Source organism: Bartonella tribocorum CIP 105476, assembly GCF_000196435.1.
GTDB classification, from domain to species: Bacteria; Pseudomonadota; Alphaproteobacteria; order Rhizobiales; family Rhizobiaceae; genus Bartonella; species Bartonella tribocorum.
Genome location: NC_010161.1, coordinates 384,924 through 401,642 on the forward strand (window position 1 = coordinate 384,924; position 16,719 = coordinate 401,642).

17 protein-coding genes and 3 pseudogenes are annotated in these 16,719 nt (G+C 42.2%); 6 read left to right on the plus strand and 14 right to left on the minus strand.

From position 1 onward, the window contains the following. On the minus strand, positions 1 to 507 hold the full coding sequence (locus BTR_RS01545) for a phage major tail tube protein (protein ID WP_012230765.1): 507 nt from the start codon (positions 505 to 507) through the stop codon (positions 1 to 3). Next, complete coding sequence (locus BTR_RS01550; protein WP_012230766.1) at positions 507 to 1,718, minus strand: phage tail sheath subtilisin-like domain-containing protein; 1,212 nt, start codon at positions 1,716 to 1,718, stop codon at positions 507 to 509. The genes BTR_RS01545 and BTR_RS01550 overlap by 1 nt, the downstream gene beginning before the upstream one ends. 386 nt (positions 1,719 to 2,104) lie before the next feature. On the opposite strand from BTR_RS01550, the gene BTR_RS01555 reads away from it, so the two are divergent. Both BTR_RS01555 and BTR_RS01560 read left to right on the plus strand, forming a co-directional pair. After that, entirely contained in the window at positions 2,105 to 2,836 is a 732-nt protein-coding gene (locus tag BTR_RS01555; protein ID WP_012230767.1) for a phage antirepressor Ant, read from the plus strand. After that, positions 2,833 to 3,111, plus strand: coding sequence for a hypothetical protein (locus tag BTR_RS01560; protein ID WP_012230777.1), 279 nt, complete (start codon positions 2,833 to 2,835; stop codon positions 3,109 to 3,111). Before BTR_RS01555 ends, BTR_RS01560 begins: the two co-directional genes overlap by 4 nt. 45 nt (positions 3,112 to 3,156) lie before the next feature. On the opposite strand, the gene BTR_RS01565 is transcribed toward BTR_RS01560, so the two are convergent. After that, positions 3,157 to 3,486 carry a HigA family addiction module antitoxin gene (locus BTR_RS01565; protein ID WP_012230778.1) on the minus strand — a complete coding sequence of 110 codons (330 nt, stop codon included), beginning with the start codon at positions 3,484 to 3,486 and terminating at the stop codon, positions 3,157 to 3,159. A gap of 87 nt (positions 3,487 to 3,573) precedes the next feature. Here BTR_RS01565 and BTR_RS01570 point away from each other — a divergent pair, with 87 nt between their 5' ends. Next, complete coding sequence (locus BTR_RS01570) at positions 3,574 to 3,753, plus strand: hypothetical protein (RefSeq protein WP_012230779.1); 180 nt, start codon at positions 3,574 to 3,576, stop codon at positions 3,751 to 3,753. A gap of 342 nt (positions 3,754 to 4,095) precedes the next feature. On the opposite strand, the pseudogene BTR_RS01575 reads toward BTR_RS01570, so the two are convergent. The 7 genes and pseudogenes from BTR_RS01575 to BTR_RS01605 form a co-directional block, all read right to left on the minus strand. After that, positions 4,096 to 5,432, minus strand: a pseudogene (locus BTR_RS01575) (Bgr_08870 family protein). A gap of 14 nt (positions 5,433 to 5,446) precedes the next feature. Continuing rightward, the gene (locus BTR_RS01580; protein ID WP_012230782.1) at positions 5,447 to 8,590 is read right to left on the minus strand and encodes a DUF4815 domain-containing protein; all 3,144 of its coding nucleotides are present in this window, start codon (positions 8,588 to 8,590) and stop codon (positions 5,447 to 5,449) included. A 1-nt stretch (position 8,591) separates the two neighbouring features. Beyond that, entirely contained in the window at positions 8,592 to 9,698 is a 1,107-nt protein-coding gene (locus BTR_RS01585; RefSeq protein ID WP_012230791.1) for a phage tail protein, read from the minus strand. Continuing rightward, complete coding sequence (locus BTR_RS01590) at positions 9,698 to 10,525, minus strand: baseplate J/gp47 family protein (RefSeq protein WP_012230798.1); 828 nt, start codon at positions 10,523 to 10,525, stop codon at positions 9,698 to 9,700. The genes BTR_RS01585 and BTR_RS01590 overlap by 1 nt, the downstream gene beginning before the upstream one ends. Beyond that, complete coding sequence (locus tag BTR_RS01595; protein ID WP_038473244.1) at positions 10,522 to 10,863, minus strand: GPW/gp25 family protein; 342 nt, start codon at positions 10,861 to 10,863, stop codon at positions 10,522 to 10,524. Before BTR_RS01595 ends, BTR_RS01590 begins: the two co-directional genes overlap by 4 nt. Then, complete coding sequence (locus tag BTR_RS01600) at positions 10,860 to 11,525, minus strand: phage baseplate assembly protein V (RefSeq protein ID WP_012230800.1); 666 nt, start codon at positions 11,523 to 11,525, stop codon at positions 10,860 to 10,862. Before BTR_RS01600 ends, BTR_RS01595 begins: the two co-directional genes overlap by 4 nt. After that, a complete protein-coding gene (locus BTR_RS01605) occupies positions 11,506 to 12,048 on the minus strand; it encodes a hypothetical protein (protein WP_012230801.1) in 543 nt (180 codons plus the stop codon). The genes BTR_RS01600 and BTR_RS01605 overlap by 20 nt, the downstream gene beginning before the upstream one ends. Positions 12,049 to 12,101: 53 nt before the next feature. Between BTR_RS01605 and BTR_RS01610 the strand changes: the two genes are divergently transcribed. After that, positions 12,102 to 12,416 (plus strand): type II toxin-antitoxin system RelE/ParE family toxin, encoded by a 315-nt coding sequence (locus tag BTR_RS01610; protein WP_012230802.1) that lies wholly within the window; start codon positions 12,102 to 12,104, stop codon positions 12,414 to 12,416. 16 nt (positions 12,417 to 12,432) lie between these two features. After that, positions 12,433 to 12,729 carry a HigA family addiction module antitoxin gene (locus BTR_RS01615; RefSeq protein WP_012230805.1) on the plus strand — a complete coding sequence of 99 codons (297 nt, stop codon included), beginning with the start codon at positions 12,433 to 12,435 and terminating at the stop codon, positions 12,727 to 12,729. Between the two features lie 46 nt (positions 12,730 to 12,775). Here BTR_RS01615 and BTR_RS01620 read toward each other — a convergent pair whose 3' ends face one another. Beyond that, the gene (locus BTR_RS01620) at positions 12,776 to 13,054 is read right to left on the minus strand and encodes a hypothetical protein (RefSeq protein ID WP_012230806.1); all 279 of its coding nucleotides are present in this window, start codon (positions 13,052 to 13,054) and stop codon (positions 12,776 to 12,778) included. Then, positions 13,051 to 13,785: pseudogene (locus BTR_RS13325) on the minus strand (Rha family transcriptional regulator). The gene BTR_RS01620 and the pseudogene BTR_RS13325 overlap by 4 nt, the downstream one beginning before the upstream one ends. Before the next feature lie 380 nt (positions 13,786 to 14,165). Between BTR_RS13325 and BTR_RS01635 the strand changes: the two are divergent. Then, positions 14,166 to 15,251 (plus strand): hypothetical protein, encoded by a 1,086-nt coding sequence (locus tag BTR_RS01635; RefSeq protein ID WP_012230810.1) that lies wholly within the window; start codon positions 14,166 to 14,168, stop codon positions 15,249 to 15,251. 3 nt (positions 15,252 to 15,254) lie between these two features. Here BTR_RS01635 and BTR_RS01640 read toward each other — a convergent pair. Together BTR_RS01640 and BTR_RS01645 are read right to left on the minus strand one after the other, a co-directional pair. Beyond that, positions 15,255 to 15,632, minus strand: a pseudogene (locus tag BTR_RS01640) (head-tail joining protein). Between the two features lies 1 nt (position 15,633). Continuing rightward, a complete protein-coding gene (locus tag BTR_RS01645) occupies positions 15,634 to 16,710 on the minus strand; it encodes a major capsid protein (RefSeq protein ID WP_012230813.1) in 1,077 nt (358 codons plus the stop codon). Positions 16,711 to 16,719: the final 9 nt, after the last annotated feature.

Here is a 16,719-nt window from a genome sequence, read left to right on the forward strand (position 1 = left end):
TTATAATCCTATGTTTTCTCTGTGGTCTGCGAGTTGATTGACGCCATTGAATTTTCTCACCAAGTTGAGAACGTCTATCTCAACGATTTCAATGTCCTTCTGGACATATTTGAAATATTGCAATGTGAATGTTGCTGTAGAAGTTGCTTTGCCTCCCGGTTGCCATTCTGCCATTTCAAAGCCTTTGCAAAGTCCTCTCATGGTCATGACAAAACCTTCTGCGGGTGTGCCTTGTGCTTGCATTGAACTGCGCAATGAGATGTTGACATCTGTGCGTCCCAACAGTGCCATTAATTCTGGAGAGCAATCAGAAATGGTCATGCTAAGCGTGAGGGTTTCAAGACCAAGATCAACCTCAATGGAGCTATCCATGCCACCGCCGCGATAACTCTCAACGACCAAACTCAAATTTGGTAGGGTGACACTTTCACATTTTGCTTGATAGGGAATACCGTCGACAAAAATGTTAAAATATTTCAAAACTCTTGGTAAAACAGGTACGGTCATTAAAAGATCTCCTCTAGGTAATCATTGATGATTTGTGAACGGAACGTGATGTGTTCTGCGGGTGTTGTCGGGGTAAATTCCACATTGAAATAGACTTTTCCGCTTTCAATGGCGCTTGCTGTATTAAGCTCTAGATCAGGCGTACAACGCCCACCAAGAATAGCGCCTTGTGCTTTCAAATCACGCAAATAGGCATTGACGCTTTCACTGACATCATGCATGTAGGTTTTTTTGATATTGCGGTCGACAGCCCATAGATGTCCGCGCAAAATAGCATCATTGATCATATCCGCGGTGCGCACCACGGATAAAAAAGCAAATTTTGTATCGCTTGAGAGTGTGCGATTGCCCCAAAGGCGATAGCCATTTTCGCGAATGATTGTTGTGATGTTTTGTTCATTGAAAAGGTTGGCACGGCTTGATCTGTCCCCAATGGAAAAATCAATGGGGCGCGCAGTTCCCACAATGCCATTGATCACTTTATTGGAAGGGGAATGCCAAAAGCCATGGGTAAAATCATTTTTGGCAATGACACCAGCAACCGCTGCACTTGCCGGCTGTTCTATGATCTTTCCAGCACGATTTACCTTTACAAACGGGTCAATGAGAATGGCGCGTTTTGAATCAAAATCCTTTGCTGTGCTAAGAGCTGCTTCATCTGTTGTGTTTGGAGCATCAAGCACCACAATGGCGCGCAAACGCTCTGCAATGCCAATCAGTTCTGCTGCGACGGGGTTGGCAGTTGCACCAGTTTCATTCCCTTCAATACCCACACTGGAAGGGCGTTGATGTGTAAAGCCTGGCGCAATCAGAATACGTGGTGTTTGTCCTACAATGGATTGTGCTCCAATGAAAGCATGAACACCTTCATAAGCGCCATTTGCGTTTACACCGCCTAGAATATTGGTAAGTGTTGCATTTTCGTCGTCACCTTCTTTTACACGGACGACAACGACAATTGCTCCTACTTGTTTAAAAATCAGATCAAGGGCATTGGGTAATGTACCTTGACGCTTACCCGTTTTATCGAGTTTTGCGGCTTGTGAAAGAGAGCCTGCGACCAAAACCGGTGTGTTGAGGGGGAATGCTTGTTCATCGGCATCGGGTGCTGTGCCAACAATTCCGATAACGGCAGACTGAACCGCACGAAGGGAGCGGGTGCCGTCGTCAACCTCAACGACTTCAACACCGTGTAAAAAACCTGTTGCCATTTTATACTCCTTTGAAATATTGGCTAGAAATGAATGGGGAAACGAAGGGGATGATTGCTGTGTTTTAAGCGTCCAGCATTTATAGATGAAATTAACAAAAATATAGAAAGGTGCTTGACATTATTTATGCAATGTGTATTTTCGAATCAGGTGCCTGAAAAACGCCTTAAATACCAAGCGGACAAACTACCGACATAGTTTATTTTCCGCACATTAAATACTTTGACTCGTTATATGCTACGTGCGTATAATAATTCTGTCGGGTGTGGTTATGCTATACAATACCCTTTCGGGGAAAGCGTAACGACGGACTTGGTACCGTGTTTTTCAGCGCCCGACACTCTTTAGAGTGTCAATGAAAAACCTCTATTACCAAGGAGTTCGTTATGAACACACTTATAGAAATATCAGAACAGGTTATTGATCAAGAAACTGTTCAAACTGTTAATGCACGCGATTTGCATGCGTTTTTAGAGATAAAAGCCCGCTTCAATGATTGGATTAAAAATCGCATTAAAGAATATAAGTTTCAGGAAAATATAAACTTTATAACGCTTACTAAAAATTTAGTAAACGGTGGAAAGGTAAAAGAATACCACATTACCTTAGACATGGCTAAACACCTTTCAATGATAGAGCGTAATGATAAAGGGCATGAAGCTCGTCAATATTTTATCAAATGTGAACGGCTTTTGAAACAAGTCGCTACTCCACAAGTTGATTATTCCAAACCAGAAGCATTACTGGGTGTTTTGAATCATCTACAAAGCCAAATCGAGCAAAAAGATCATGCTATTGCAGAATTGACACCAAAAGCCGAAGCTTTGGAAGGTTTAAAACGTTCTGATGGTTTGTTTGGTCTTATTGAAGCGGCAAAGATGTTGGAGGTGCGACCAAAGGATTTAACGGATTACTTGCGTAAACATGATTGGGTCTATCGACGGGCTCCAGGGGCGCCTTTGTTACCTTATCAGGATAAAATCAAGAAAGGCTTTATGGATTGTCCTGCTATCACCATTCAAAGACCGGATGGTACAGAAAAGGTACTCCCTTCAACAAAAATCACATCCAGAGGATTGGCATGTTTGAGAGAACAAATCCATGGAGGTGTGCAATGAATACCAGTATAGACTTTTTATGCGATTTGTGGATGGCGTTGTATCAATTTTCTGATCGTGATGATATTGAAGACAAGGCTTTTAATACTCTCATTGAGACTATGGATGCGATAGAAAAAGCTTTAATTTTTAAGCTTCAAGACGAAACCCCAAATGCACTGAAAATTTTGGCAATGATTACAAATTTTGGAACTTTAAGACCACCTCCGATTATAGAGTCTTTGTTAAAATCTTACGAACCCAATTTAGACAGCCCCATTAAAAAGGTTGCTTAATTAAAAAACATGACTCATCTCCCCGTCTTTAGGGCGGGGAGAAGGTTACGAATGGCTATGTTCCATTTGCGCATTCATTTCTCTAGCTGTTAGTGTTGGAACTTTGCTAACATCTGTTTCCCGCTCTGCATGCCAAGCATCATAATTGGCTTGAAGCTGTAGCCAAAGGGCTGGTCCATTTCCTAACAATTTACCAATGCGAGCTGCTGTTACGGCTGTGACTGGACGTTCTCCTTTAAGGATACCGTGCAAGTGCTGGCGTGTTATTTGAAGAATCCTAGCAATTTCGGTTTTGCTTGCATTTAAATGTTCTAAGGATTCAGCTAAAATTTCTCCTGGATGAGAAGGACAACGATTAGGATTACGTGTGGTCATGGATAGTCTTCTCTGCAATTAATTTTAAAACCGTTACAATTTAAACAATATGCCATCGATATTATACCATTTAAAGAAATTTAAAAAATGAACATCAAGCCTATTCGCACTGAACAAGATTATCAAGAAGCCTTAGAAATTGTGTCTGCAATGTTTGATAATCAACCTCAAGAGGGGACTCCAGAATTTGATCAAATGAAAACTCTTGTTTTGTTAATTGAAGCTTATGAAGCCGAACACTATCCTGTTTCTCCAACTCATGCGTAAAGAGAAGCACAAACTCATGGAGGGAATAAACTTGCACGTCAACATCAAGGATTTTACAACCACACCAATAACTGTCTGATCAAATATTGCTAAAAACTCAGATCTCTTACCATCCTTAATAAAGTGAATACGAAGTTTAAATTCTATTGTCATTTTGCTCTCCAAATCAATGGAGAGACCATAACAATCATCTACACTCTCTCATAAGACTGACACTGTCAGTCAAAAAAGCCCTTTAAAGGGCTTTGAAAGATCTTCAAAGGGGGCTTTAAAGAAAGAAAATCATATACGCTCGCTTATACAACAAGCACCATTTGAATTGTGCTCTCTTTGGTTATGTAATTAATCTTTCCACAATCTTATGAGAACAGCGCCATCAGCTCCAAAACCACGTCCTGCTTTTCCTGAACTATGGGAACCTTGTCCCATCCCACCAGAGCCACCTCTTGATGTATCGCCTCCAGCATCACCACCGTTACCACTTATACCGCTTCCAGCATAACCATTGCCGCCTTTGGCAAGTCCTGGATGTTCGTCTGTTGCTAAACCCAAATTTCCACCAACTCCTCCAGCGCCACCAGAGCCTGAGTAACCCGTTCTTGATGATATGTTATAATAAGCAGCAGTTCCATTACATCCTCCTGTAGCGGTAATAAAATTCTTTCCAACGATTGTTGTTCCTCCAGAATTACCTGTTGCACCGCGCGATGCAACAGAAGTTCCTCCTTTACCAATGATGATATCCTCATGACCGTTTAAACTTGCTTTATAGCCATACCACACGCTGCAACCGCCACCGCCTCCCAAATATGGAGTATCCGATCCACCGCCACTACCGCCACCACCCCAGGCTGTAATTTCGACTTTAGTTTTATCCGTGATCCAATCGGGCCATTCAATTTTGCCATCTAGAGCAATTCAGCATCGGCAAGAGCCGGCCAATTGGTGATTTTATCGGTCAAATCTTTTTTAAGACTCTTTATCCCTGCCAATATGGCGGCATCAACTTCACTCTTGGTATAAACTCTTTCACCGTCAACGGTTAGTGGTCCTTTCAGTATGCTTCCATTTGCGCTTAAACGGGTAACCACTGATTCTGAGATTGAAAAACTTCTTCTAAGCCCGGTAGAGCCGGCGGATAAACCAACTAATGGAGATGTGCTAAATGGTGAATTCTTGACGATCTCCAAACCACCACTCATGGTGACTTTGCTGGTAAACTTATTGTAATTTTTCCATTCATTTGGGCTTGTGAGGCGACCATAGCTGGTCAGATCTTGATTGATCTTGGCTCTAAAATCATCAAGCCCCACGATATCTTCAATCTTATGTTGGTGCGCACCTAACAGTGAGACAGCACTACCAAAGGTAAAATTGTTGTTGCTTGATTTATAGAGAACATAATTGTTGGCGGCGTCCTTAGCCCCCTCGATATCGCTTAAATCAGCAAAAGTGAAGGTTTTATCTGCTGCCATCTTGCCATTAAGGGCACTTTCTAGATCTGTGATTTCGCTTATGGTATGCGTGTGTTGTAAAGGCGCCTTTTCGTCTACCTTTTCCTCAACTTGCGCTATTGCCTGATCAATCTTGGTCAAGTTTTCACGCAAAATAGGGAATTCAGAACTGATAAAACGCCCTTCTTGTGGCAATTCCATGTCGAGTTTTTTGGTTTTAGTCATCTCTTATTCTCCCCTCATAATATACCGGCGCCAAAATCACACACCATGGAACGCGCCGCCGGTCCACCGGTAAGCGTGAGTTTAAGGCGTGCTTGTTTGGCTGTTTTGTCGCTGCTTACAAATTTGCGCTCTGTCCAAAGCGGTTCAGCGAGTTGCTCTGTTTCATCGAGTTTCAAAGGGACAAACGCCCCATCATCCAGCTGCATCTCGAGTGTAAAGGTTGCACCACCTGGCAAGAAGGTTTTGATATAGCTGGTCAACCTTGCCTTTTCCCCAAAGGAAAAAGCCCGCGTGATATAAGTTGCTGTTTTATGAATCTTTCCTGCAATCAACTGAACCGGGGCAAATAAGACCGGAGAGAGTTTCTCTGTGCCTTTAAGAATGGCGCGAAGCTTGACCTTTTCACTGATATATTCGCTAAGGCTTAGCAATTGAAAGGGTAGCAGTTGGTAAACCGTGCCGTTGTTGCGTTCAATTTCAAAGATGACAGAGCAATCGCTTGAAGGCAATTCTACCGCTGCACGCACTTGCAAATCAGAACAATCCACAAGATCAAAGGTGCCTAAATCAACCATCTTTTCTGTTTGCCTGTAGCGTGCAGCCAACACCCGAAAGGCTAATGCTTCATCTTGATGGGCGCTCCAGCTTTGTGCATTGACAGAAGAAAAGCGCGGACCCGTCACATAGGGGTGGCTTGAGACATATCTTTGGCTGTCTTTATCAAAATCCCCAAGTTTAGCCAGTGATACGGAATGATCCGCATCATCGGTTTTAATGACAAAGGCGGTCAGACGGTCATCGGGGACGGTTAAGGGTACATCATAGTGTGCGCCAGCCCAGCCGGTTTTGGCACCCTTCATTGAATAGGAGGTTTGGGCTTGAATATCAGCGGTTGGATAACCGTTTTCGGTGGTGACCAAATCAATCACCAGATCATGGTTTTGATTGCCTATTTTACAAAGATGGAAATCAATCCCCGTGATTTGCCGTGTTTCATCAGGGGTAAAGACTTGGGCTTGCGGGTCTACTTGTGTCCATATTTTCACCGTGGTGGTACGTCGCATCACCTTTACATCAATCACCCCTTGACCGGTAAAAAGCCCTGTTGCAACGGTGCCCCCTCTGCCTCGTGCAATCACATTCTTTGTACCAGCCGTAATATTCGCAGGAATGCTAAAGATGCCTTCAAGGGTGCCTTTGCTATCGGCAACAAGGCGGCTGTTGGGTAAGACATCCACACCATCAAAGGTAAGGCTTTCCAAGATTTCACCACGACCAAAGCCTTCAATCTTAAAATTCAGCTTAATTTGTCTTAAAAAATCGATTTGCTCTCGAGTCTCATTGATGAGGTCATCACGTACTTCCGTGTTACGGATCGTTCTCCCGCGATTCCATCCCATATTGAGTTGATTGGTGACACTTGAAAGCCAATCGGTGCGCTGTTCATGCCAAAAATCTGTTGCGGGGGTAAGGGTGACTATTCCAGGGAGAGGTGCAAAATTTTGATAGGGGTTGATCTTTTCGCAAGCCGTTGTCAATTCTTGCGCAATGATCACTTCATTGGTCCAGTCAAGCGTGACAGGGGCGTTCAGGGGGGCAGTATAAAAGGTTGGATCAATGGCAAGCTGTAAAATGCCATGACCAATAGCCCCTGTTTGGGGAAAACCTTCATCGCGATAACTGTCATCGAGAAAAGGGTCTGCAAACATGCCTTTTTTGGCAACGGGCTCTTTAGAGTCAACATTACTTTTAATGCGCTCTAATTGCATCAGGCGATCAAGAGAGAGCACCCGTTGAAAATAACGCCACATCTCATCATAAGGGGCAACACGTGTGCCATCATTAGCCACTTGGGGGGTGCTAAGCCAATTGTTGGTAATGGTAGCAAGGGAGAGCACATCATCCGGGACACTGGGAGCCATGGGTTGGTCTGCCGAGACGCCTTTGATATAGACAACATTGCCTCCTGTGTTGAGACCAATACGGTCAATGCGGGGGAGTTTATAAGTGTAGCTTACAATGATATCACCTCCCTCAGCCCCTCCTGAGACGGTGATTTCCTGCGCTGTTACTTTATCCGCTTTTATGCTCGCGCGGTATCGATAGGTCACTTTATAACTACTGCCGGGGAGTGGTTCATCTCCCATAGGCGCCCAATCAATGGTGTCTCCGGTTTTTTTGAAATCCTTGCCTTCTTTAAATTCCTTGGTTCCTTGAACAATTTTGATAAAAGCGGTGATACTTTTGTCCGCCACCCCATCACGCCCGGAGGCAACCGCACCACGGGTTATCGTCACGGTTTTTTCTTTCGTCAACAAAAGGGAATGAACAGCAGCAATGGGAGCGTAATAGGTTTTAAAGGTAAAGCTTGTCTTGCCCTTTGGAGGTGCAAAAATATGGGTTTCACTAGGAACGGCACTTGTCGAAAAGTCCTCGAGTTCTTCATAGCGCAAAGCAGCCAAGCGCTTGCGTTTGAAACCATTGATATTGGCTTCTCCCTCTTGAATACTGAACACTTGCTTTTGTCCCTCTTGCCCCAAAGCTGTGACACGGCATCCCCCCACGATATAGTGTCCATGAGCGCGATCATACGTCGCAATGGCTTGCATAGCGGGTTCAAGCAGTGAGGGGGATTTTTGATCAATCAAAACGCCATCTTGCAAAATATAAACCGGAAAAAATGTCCCTTTCTGGTCATCATCTTTGAGAGCCCAGACAAGTTTTGCGACCTCGCGTGCCGCACCTCCTTCTCCTTCTGCCAAGGACCCTGTAACTTGTCCTAAGAGTTCTGGATCATCCTCATAGGTCACCCATTTCTTTTGCAACTTTACACCGATTTCCACGCGCCCCATCATGGAAATATTCGTGAGAACAGCATTTGAGACGGGAAAGATATCGCCTGCGATATAAATCTTGCCCTCCGTTAAGGTAACGGTTTTTGTGTCTTTATTGACAAAGGCATCTGCTCGTTCAACGCGGTCTCCTTCTTGTGCCACAAGGCGCCCCAAACGGTCATGACGCCCCCTGATGATGGTTTGCATTTCATTGAGTTCACCACCTTGAAGAAAAGAGCGCCTGCCATAAAACACAACGCTTTGTTGTTCATCTTTGCCTACCGATCTATCAATTGCAAAGGGTAGTCCGCTTTCATGTTTCATGTTAAAACCTCAATAAAATCTTGAATTGTTCGCGAACATCAGCACGCAAAGGAATGTTGATGGGTGTTTTGAGAATTTCTATACCGCCACGTAGTTCATCAGCCTCTAACCAAAGTTTACCAGGGGGTGTTTGTTCTGCGAGACAACCATGAACGAGGAGGGAAACAGAGGCGGCTTGTTTGTCCTCAACATCCTCAAAATCTGTGCGCGCTGCAAGAAACAGCATGGTGCCAGTTGGGGAAGGATTAAATCTGTTGCCGCAATGGCTGTAAACACCCTCGACCGCTTGTTCGACAGGCTGTACAGCATAGCATCTGCGATAGCCAATCAGAGTGTTATCGAGATCTCTTAAAGCCAAATAAAGGGGACGGTTTTGGAACCACTTTGCCATGAGTATATCGCGTTCGTGTTTTTTGACCGAACACCAGGGGAAATTTGCCAACTCCCAAGGGTAATCGATTTGGTTCCAGCTTAATTCCTCGTCAAAGTCATCAATCCAGTTGCCAATAAGCTTGCCTTCTTGTTTTGTGAGCGTGTGATTAATTTCTGTTGTGCGTCCAAAGGAAAACAGTGTATCTCCAGCTGTTAAGCGCACGCCACTCTCAAAATCCAGCATGCTGTCATCAAGGTGTGACATATCGCACTCTATGGTTTCCACATCATAACCATAGGTGCTACGGCGAAAATCAGAGCGCAAACTTTTGGAAAGGTCGACAATGGCTTCAATGGCTTCAAGGCTGCTTTGTTCAGGCAATTGATCAAAATAAAGTTGAAAGGAATTCCACCATGCACGCCCTGACCATGCGGGTGTAAAGTGTGCAGAAAGCTCTAACCATTGAAGTCCCAACTCAATGGCTGCAACAGAGCCACGCAAGCGCTGCCATGCAAGCCCTTGATCAATCAAATCATAGAGGTTTGGAACATAAGGTGTGAGTTCACCAAGTCCATATTCTTCAATCAACCATGGCAAAAAGCGGGGAGGGCGTGTGATCAGTTTTGCACGTGAAATCCCCAAAACAGACCCATCAACATCTTGATGAAAGTCGCAAGCATCGGCAAGGCGTTTCTCAAATTCTGTTGCATGTGAGGGGAGAAGCGAGCCAACCATTAGCGCGCCCGCCCTTTAAAGTTTAAGGTGATTTTGCCAATCGATAAGATTTCTTCATCACAAACCGCACTGTCCTTTGTGGGTGTAATGGCAATCACTTTCTGGACACCAGTTATCATTAGTTTTGAAACCCACCACGAGAGGCTTAATTCGCGACCAATGGCTTGTTCTTGTTTCCAAGCCGTGCGTAAATTTGCCTCCATTGTCGTGAGAATTTTCAAGGATGTTTCCGGGAGCAGCCAAACATCTGCTTCTAAGTCCAGCACTTTTTTAACAGCAGCATGCACAATAATGGTATCATTGGTCATGATGATATTTTTTCTGTGAAGAGCTTGTGAAACTGTTTGTATGAGATCTTCAGAGGCTGTTCCTTCTTCATTATTGCCAAAAACAGCAACATAGATGGTTGGATTTTTGCCTTTACGATAAATAATCGCATCTTTCACTCGACTATCGGCTGTTAAGGCGATAAGTTTGTAATAGGGTTCTGTTCCACTTCCGTTTCCCCCACGGGCATGAAGCTGTATGCGTTCACGATACCTCTCATCACTCTCACCCTCTAAGCGGGCAATACCATGCCAGTTTCCCAAAGCATCAAGGGATTCACCGGTTGCAAAATCAAGAATGTTGTTGCGTGCCGCTTCGTTAATACGCTGTCTTAAAAGCAACTCTCGATAGCTAAAAGCCTCAATAACTTTTACGGCTGGATCACTTTCCAAAAATGTATATTCGGGTAAAAGCTCTTTTAAATGGGTAAGAACAGCAGCGCGGATTTCCTCAAAAGAAAGTTCTGTAATAATTTCCGGTTTTGCAAGCGCTCTACTCATTGTATCAATAATCCTTCCATGGTAATGGGCTTTCCTGATGGCAAATACATGCCCTCAAAGGACAGAGAAACTTGTCCGGTTCCAAGTATTTTAAAATCAATCTTTTTCAGCTTAAAACGTGGTTCCCACTTGTCTAAAGCCTCAGCAACGGCGGCATAAAGAGCAACAGCAAAGGCGTTATTCACCGGCGCATCAATGAGTTCTCCAATACGTGAACCATAATCACGTCGCATCACCCGTGTGCCAATGCGTGTTGACAAGATATCAATAATCGACTGTCGCAAATGTTCTATGCCAACCAATGGCTTTCCTGTTGTACGGTCCATTCCACTGTTCAATTCGGACCTCCTGTCATGGAACCACCAGGGTAAACACCTCCATGAACATGGGTTGCTCCGACATTGGTGCTGTTATGCTTTAATTCCCTTGAATTGATGCAAACCTCATTGCTTGAATGAAGAGAAATTCCATCTTGTGAATGGAGTGAAATGTTTCCCTTTGCTTTTAAACTCAGATCACTTTCTGAAGTGATTTTGATGCCTTCTGGTGCACTAAGCTCTAGCTTACCAGCATCTCCTTTGAGTGATACGCCATCAGAGATGGTTAGGATAAACTTTCCTCCCGATTTTATATTAAGGGCATAGGTGTTTTGTTCATCATTATATTCAAGGCTGGTGCCATCGGGATAAAGTGTTTTATGAATATTGCCTTTATCGGCTACTTGGTTCGCATCGGTATGAATAGAGCCTACAATGACCCCTTGTGATAAATCGCCTGATGATGAGACAACAATGACTTGTTCTCCAACATCGCGCCCTTCATAAGAGCGTGTTTTACCAGCACGCGCTTGGGTATCTGGAATCCAATCACTGATAAGACTGCCGCTTTTTACCCGGTAGCGTGCGTTTTTATGGTCAACATGGCTAATTTTCCCTACCACAACCATATTGGCTACGCGTCTTTTTAAATCGGTGATCTCTTTATCGCGTCGCTCTAACATGGTCACCTTCAATTTTATGGTATTTGTCTTTGTTTCCCATACCTGTTTCGGGTTTAAAACCGACAAGGGGTTCAACAACTCCTACGGTTGCATTTCCTTCATCAGGGCAGGGGATATTGGTGACATAAGTCACGTCAAAGGTTAAAATTGCACCGTGGAGCGCTAGGGCGCCATTATCACCAAAGGCAAAAGCAATATTTTGCAGGCGGCATGTCTCAACAGTGTTGTTAAGATTGGGGTTGGCATGGAAAACCTCCTCCACTTCCCATGCTAATTGGTCAACAAAGCGTGCACCCTCTTCACATGTTGCATAGCATTCAACATCCACCGTTAAAACACGCCGCCTTAAGCCAAAATCATGTCCATCTTCAATGGTTTCACTTTGCGTTGAGATATTAATAGCTGGCATTGTTTCAATAAATAAATTGAAATCACGCATATTGAAAACATTGTCACCAGCCACTGTTTTTGCTGCCTTTATCAAAGCAACAAATGTTTCTCTTATCCTCTCGCGGGGATGCATGGCGGGCTCCTGTCATTCAATATTTATCCTTTTCTTTAAACTGGTATCATGTTATGATACATAAAAGAACGCATAGAGGTGATTTGGTGATTGAATCTTTTGCGGATAAGCGGTGTAAAGATCTTTTAGAAGGCAAGACACCCAAAGGTTTTCCTGCGACATTGGTACGCATAGCACAAAGAAAATTGTTTATGCTCGATAAAGCAGTTGATCTTAAAGATTTGCGCAGTCCTCCAGGAAATCATTTAGAAGCATTGAAAGGAGAGCGTAAAGGTCAATATTCTATTCGTATTAATAACCAGTTTCGTCTTTGTTTTGAATGGCGTACTAATGGTGCCTATGAAGTTGAAATTGTAGATTATCATTGATCTATAGGAGGTCGAGATGAAAAATTATATTGCAATACATCCTGGAGAAATTTTACGGGAGGAATATTTAAAAGAATATGCTCTTTCTGCTTATGCTCTTGCAAAAGCATTGAATGTTCCACGCACGAGGATAGAACGTATTATTGCGGAAAATAGCCCAATAACTCCTGATACCGCTCTCAGACTGGCTTCTTTTTTTGATACGACAGCTGAGTTCTGGCTTAATATGCAAGCTGCTTATGATGTTCATATTTTACAAGCCGAAAAAGCAGATGAATTTGCCAAAATTAATAAATTTGAATGTAGAACTTAACCACCTCCCCATTTTGAGAACGGGGAGGGAAGTTGTGTTTTTGAACTTAAGCAACCTTTTTAATAGGGCTCTCGAAATTTGGTTCATAAGTGCGCAACAAAGAATGCATGCTATGCGGTAGTTCTGAATCTCCGAAATCTGTTAGAACTGTTAAGATTTTAAGCATACTTGGCATCTCATCTTGTAGTTTTAAAATCAAAGCTTTTTCTATGACACTCATAGTATCAACCAGAGCTGTACAATCTTTATCATTCATATTTCCATGTCTAGAAAATTGAGATAATGCCAACCACAAATCGCATAAGAAGTTGGTATCTATCTTCATTGCACACCTCCATGGATTTGCTTTCTTAAACATGCTAATCCTCTGGAGGTGATTTTTGTTGAAGGAAGTACCTTTTCTGTATCATCTGGTCTTTGAATAATGATAGCAGGGCAATCCATGAATCCTTTCTTGATTTTATCTTGGTAAGGTAACAAAGGTGCCCCTGGAGCACGTCGATACACCCAATCATGTTTACGTAAGTAATCCGTTAAATCCTTTGGTCGTACTTCTAATATCCTTCAGCTTCAATAAGACCAAATAAACCATCAGAACGCTTTAAGCCTTCTAAAGTCTCTGCCTTTGGCTTGAGTGTACTCACCTCATTTCTTAAGTCTTCTAATTGATCGATACTCTCTAAAAGGAGCTGTTTAATCGTAAGAGGATTTTCCAAAGCATTGGCAAGATTCATTTGTGGTGTTGCTGTTTATTTTCCAATTCTTGCCAACGGTCAATTATTTTTGCTCGTAAGGCAGTATTGTAACCTGAGACAAGAATTAAACATTTACGCTTTGGAATGGAAGGTTATAACAAGGGCGTGTTTTTCCTTGTTCATCAATATAACTACTTAAAAATTTAGCTGGCTCAAATTTGAGCTCGCTAAATATTTGCTTAATATCATGCAAAACATTTTTATGCTTCTTACTACATACCTCCGCAATTTCAATGCTAGACATAGTTTGAGCTCTTGCATCGTTAGCAACATTTTCTGTAATTTTTATAAGAGTGTTCATTGTAAACTCCTTGGTAGTAAATTGTTTCTTAGTGACACCCTAGAAGGGTATCTGGCGCTAAGAAACACGGTACACAGTCCGTCGCTACGCTTTTCCCAAAAGTGTATTTTATAGCATAGCTACACTCGACAAGGCTATTATATGCACGTAGCATACAACGAGTAAAAATCTTTAATGCGCGGAGAAGAGATTGTTTCGGCAACCAATAAGCTAGTTGTTTGTAAGTGTTTCTTAGACAGATGATTCAATAATAGACACATTGGTATCATTTTATTAAGAGGTGTCTTAAATTTTCTAAAAATATGATGAAAGCGTCTTTATTTTGTTTGCCGACTCACATTAAATCCATTCGCTTTTTATTTATAGCGGAGGGGAGAATAATGCTCGACATACTTGATGTAATTGAAATGATTGTATGTTCGTTGTCGTTATCGGGGATGGTTGTCGGACTTGTTTTAGTATGCAGAAGAAAATGGCGCAAAATGGGTTTGAAAACTCTTGGTGTTGGTGCTCTATTATTTCTCGGCTCTGCAGTATTAGATGCGTTTTTTTTTCATAAAATCAAATCAGATCAAGTTGCATACAATAATGATTTTTTTTCCTCTTCCTCGACTTTATTAATAAATATTGCTACTCAAAATGAAAGTGTGACACGGGCACTACTTGAGAATACCGATAAGAAAATTATTTCCACTCAAGATAAAAAGTCAGACGAAAATGATGGTCTAGGATTTTGGAGATGGTTCAGGTTAATTTTCTTTGCGTTTATTGCATTATCTATTTTTATTCATTGGCGAGATAAACGCAAAAAACGTTTTAAAGAAAAAGTTTCAGAGCAAGTTTTAATGCCTCCCCCTCATATCCATCCTTCTTCTGATTTATCAGTTGTTAATACAACGTCGCCGAAACTTGAAAAAAAACGCTTAGAAAAGAAGGTAAAGATCTTTCTCCTTTGTATTCTACTGGTTGGAGGCATTGTCGTAATAATAAGTATTACACTATGGTTATTAGTCCCAATACTTATCGTTTTAGCTTTGATTATCCCTGTCTATATTGCAAGTAAAAAGGAAAAACGCTTTGAAGAAGAAGTTGCTTTGTGGCAATCAGATATTCCTCCCTCTAATTTTGAGGAAGCATGTGAAATGTTTCAAGAACTTGACGCAAGTGAATATGATTATCGTTTAGTACAAAATGAAAAACTGTTGGGAGTTCAAGAGCGCGTTACCTTCAATATTGGCGAAAATGCTTCACTTTTAGGACGTCTTTTAGTAACAAATCAAGCTATTATATTTGAAAGCCCTGAAGATAATGAAAGGACTACTTGGGCAAGAATTGCATCAGTATCTATAACATATCAAGGATGTCACATCAGTCATCGTACTGGCGCACCATGGAATTACAGATTTAGGGCTATTCCAAATCCAAGGTTTGCAGCAATAATCCGAGCTCTTGGGCAGCCTTATTGATTTTTAAATACACAAAATAATGATAGATCCATTTTTTAGCTCCCGCAAGATAAGCTTATACATACCGGATTCAGAAGCTTGGACATCTGTGATCACGAAGTGCTCTTGAGAGGTATCTTCAGTGTTTTCAGGAGAAATAATCACAACCCTATTTTAAGGTTTTGGGGGTATACTGCCGATATCATTGATACAAACATCAAGTTCCTTTTTTGCGATTGTGGTGGGGATTCTGCCACCAGCCTCCGATTCCGAATGTTTAATGGTGTAAATCGCTGTAATTTGAAACGAGTGTTGATTATCTTTTCGCGTGTAGATGACGGGTTGCCCAAAGGTGTTGCGCACATCTTGAATCATTTGGTTTAGCAACCCGTGCCATCGCATGTTATTTTCCTCCACTGACCGCTTTAAAGAGCATTTCAGGGCGTGTGCAAATATAAAGTGGATAGCTGTACATCACAAATTTGGCCCATGTATTGTGAACAGTATCTGGAATAAGAATAGTGTAAATAGATTTTCCAATTGTATGAGAAAAATTCTCAGTTTCTGCTGGTGCAAAGGTTTTTTGAAACACTCCCGGTGCATTGGCAGGCAAGAATTGACATTCATCAGGCTTAATGCCTATGGCGCGTTTGGTTCCAGCCTTCGCACTCACATTATAGTTGTGAATACTCCGGTAATTAATGAAAGTAACGCCCGCAAAGTCAAAACTGCCAAAGCTCCCAGAGCCAATCGAACTTGGTGTTGCAACACCTCCAGCACTATTTAAAGTTTGTGCAAGAGCTGTGTTGAGATAAGTCTCACGAATTGTTTTATGGTTTTTCAATTTGGAGAAAAATTCATTTCCACAAAGCCCAATAATGCGTGAACGATCAGAAAACGCTCCCTTTGAAGCTTCAATCATTTTCATAATGACTTGATCAACATGGTCTGCAACATTGGTTGTCTCAACATTGAGTTTAAAATCAATTGGCTTTGGGGGAGTAATTTCCCATTCCTTGTACCAATCTACAATCACCGAGCCATCAGCATCAAGGACAACACCTTGAACAGCGCCAAGTTGCATGTTTTCCCATGTCAATTCGATTTCAGAAATCAGTTTCTTTTGTTTTCTGGCAATATATTTCATTGCTGTCTCTAACTGATCTTCTGTGCCAAATTCACGACGGTTCTGGATTTCTTCTGATTTTACGGTATCACTTTTGGCAATCCGTGTTGTTTTGAAAAACCGAAGATTACGACCCTCTCTATCACCTTCTGCCAAAGGTGCGCCACGTTCACTGGTTTGAATAAGGGAAAATGTATTATCACGCCGTTCAATCCCAACCACTGTGGTACTGGTTTCAACTTCCTCAAAAAGATTAAGAGAGCTTACAAGACCAGGTTGAAACTCATAGTTTTCAATGGCTTTCATCATTGTGATGCTTGAGAAAGCGTCGTGTTTAAAAAAGTTCATATCCATGTGCGCATT

Bases quoted from the DNA above. Each gene is read 5' to 3' on its own strand.
- BTR_RS01545 (WP_012230765.1), bottom strand. From the start codon at position 507: ATGACCGTACCTGTTTTACCAAGAGTTTTGAAATATTTTAACATTTTT.
- BTR_RS01550 (WP_012230766.1), bottom strand. From the start codon at position 1,718: ATGGCAACAGGTTTTTTACACGGTGTTGAAGTCGTTGAGGTTGACGAC.
- BTR_RS01555 (WP_012230767.1), top strand. From the start codon at position 2,105: ATGAACACACTTATAGAAATATCAGAACAGGTTATTGATCAAGAAACT.
- BTR_RS01560 (WP_012230777.1), top strand. From the start codon at position 2,833: ATGAATACCAGTATAGACTTTTTATGCGATTTGTGGATGGCGTTGTAT.
- BTR_RS01565 (WP_012230778.1), bottom strand. From the start codon at position 3,486: ATGACCACACGTAATCCTAATCGTTGTCCTTCTCATCCAGGAGAAATT.
- BTR_RS01570 (WP_012230779.1), top strand. From the start codon at position 3,574: ATGAACATCAAGCCTATTCGCACTGAACAAGATTATCAAGAAGCCTTA.
- BTR_RS01580 (WP_012230782.1), bottom strand. From the start codon at position 8,590: ATGAAACATGAAAGCGGACTACCCTTTGCAATTGATAGATCGGTAGGC.
- BTR_RS01585 (WP_012230791.1), bottom strand. From the start codon at position 9,698: ATGGTTGGCTCGCTTCTCCCCTCACATGCAACAGAATTTGAGAAACGC.
- BTR_RS01590 (WP_012230798.1), bottom strand. From the start codon at position 10,525: ATGAGTAGAGCGCTTGCAAAACCGGAAATTATTACAGAACTTTCTTTT.
- BTR_RS01600 (WP_012230800.1), bottom strand. From the start codon at position 11,525: ATGTTAGAGCGACGCGATAAAGAGATCACCGATTTAAAAAGACGCGTA.
- BTR_RS01605 (WP_012230801.1), bottom strand. From the start codon at position 12,048: ATGCATCCCCGCGAGAGGATAAGAGAAACATTTGTTGCTTTGATAAAG.
- BTR_RS01610 (WP_012230802.1), top strand. From the start codon at position 12,102: ATGATACATAAAAGAACGCATAGAGGTGATTTGGTGATTGAATCTTTT.
- BTR_RS01615 (WP_012230805.1), top strand. From the start codon at position 12,433: ATGAAAAATTATATTGCAATACATCCTGGAGAAATTTTACGGGAGGAA.
- BTR_RS01620 (WP_012230806.1), bottom strand. From the start codon at position 13,054: ATGAAGATAGATACCAACTTCTTATGCGATTTGTGGTTGGCATTATCT.
- BTR_RS01635 (WP_012230810.1), top strand. From the start codon at position 14,166: ATGCTCGACATACTTGATGTAATTGAAATGATTGTATGTTCGTTGTCG.
- BTR_RS01645 (WP_012230813.1), bottom strand. From the start codon at position 16,710: ATGGATATGAACTTTTTTAAACACGACGCTTTCTCAAGCATCACAATG.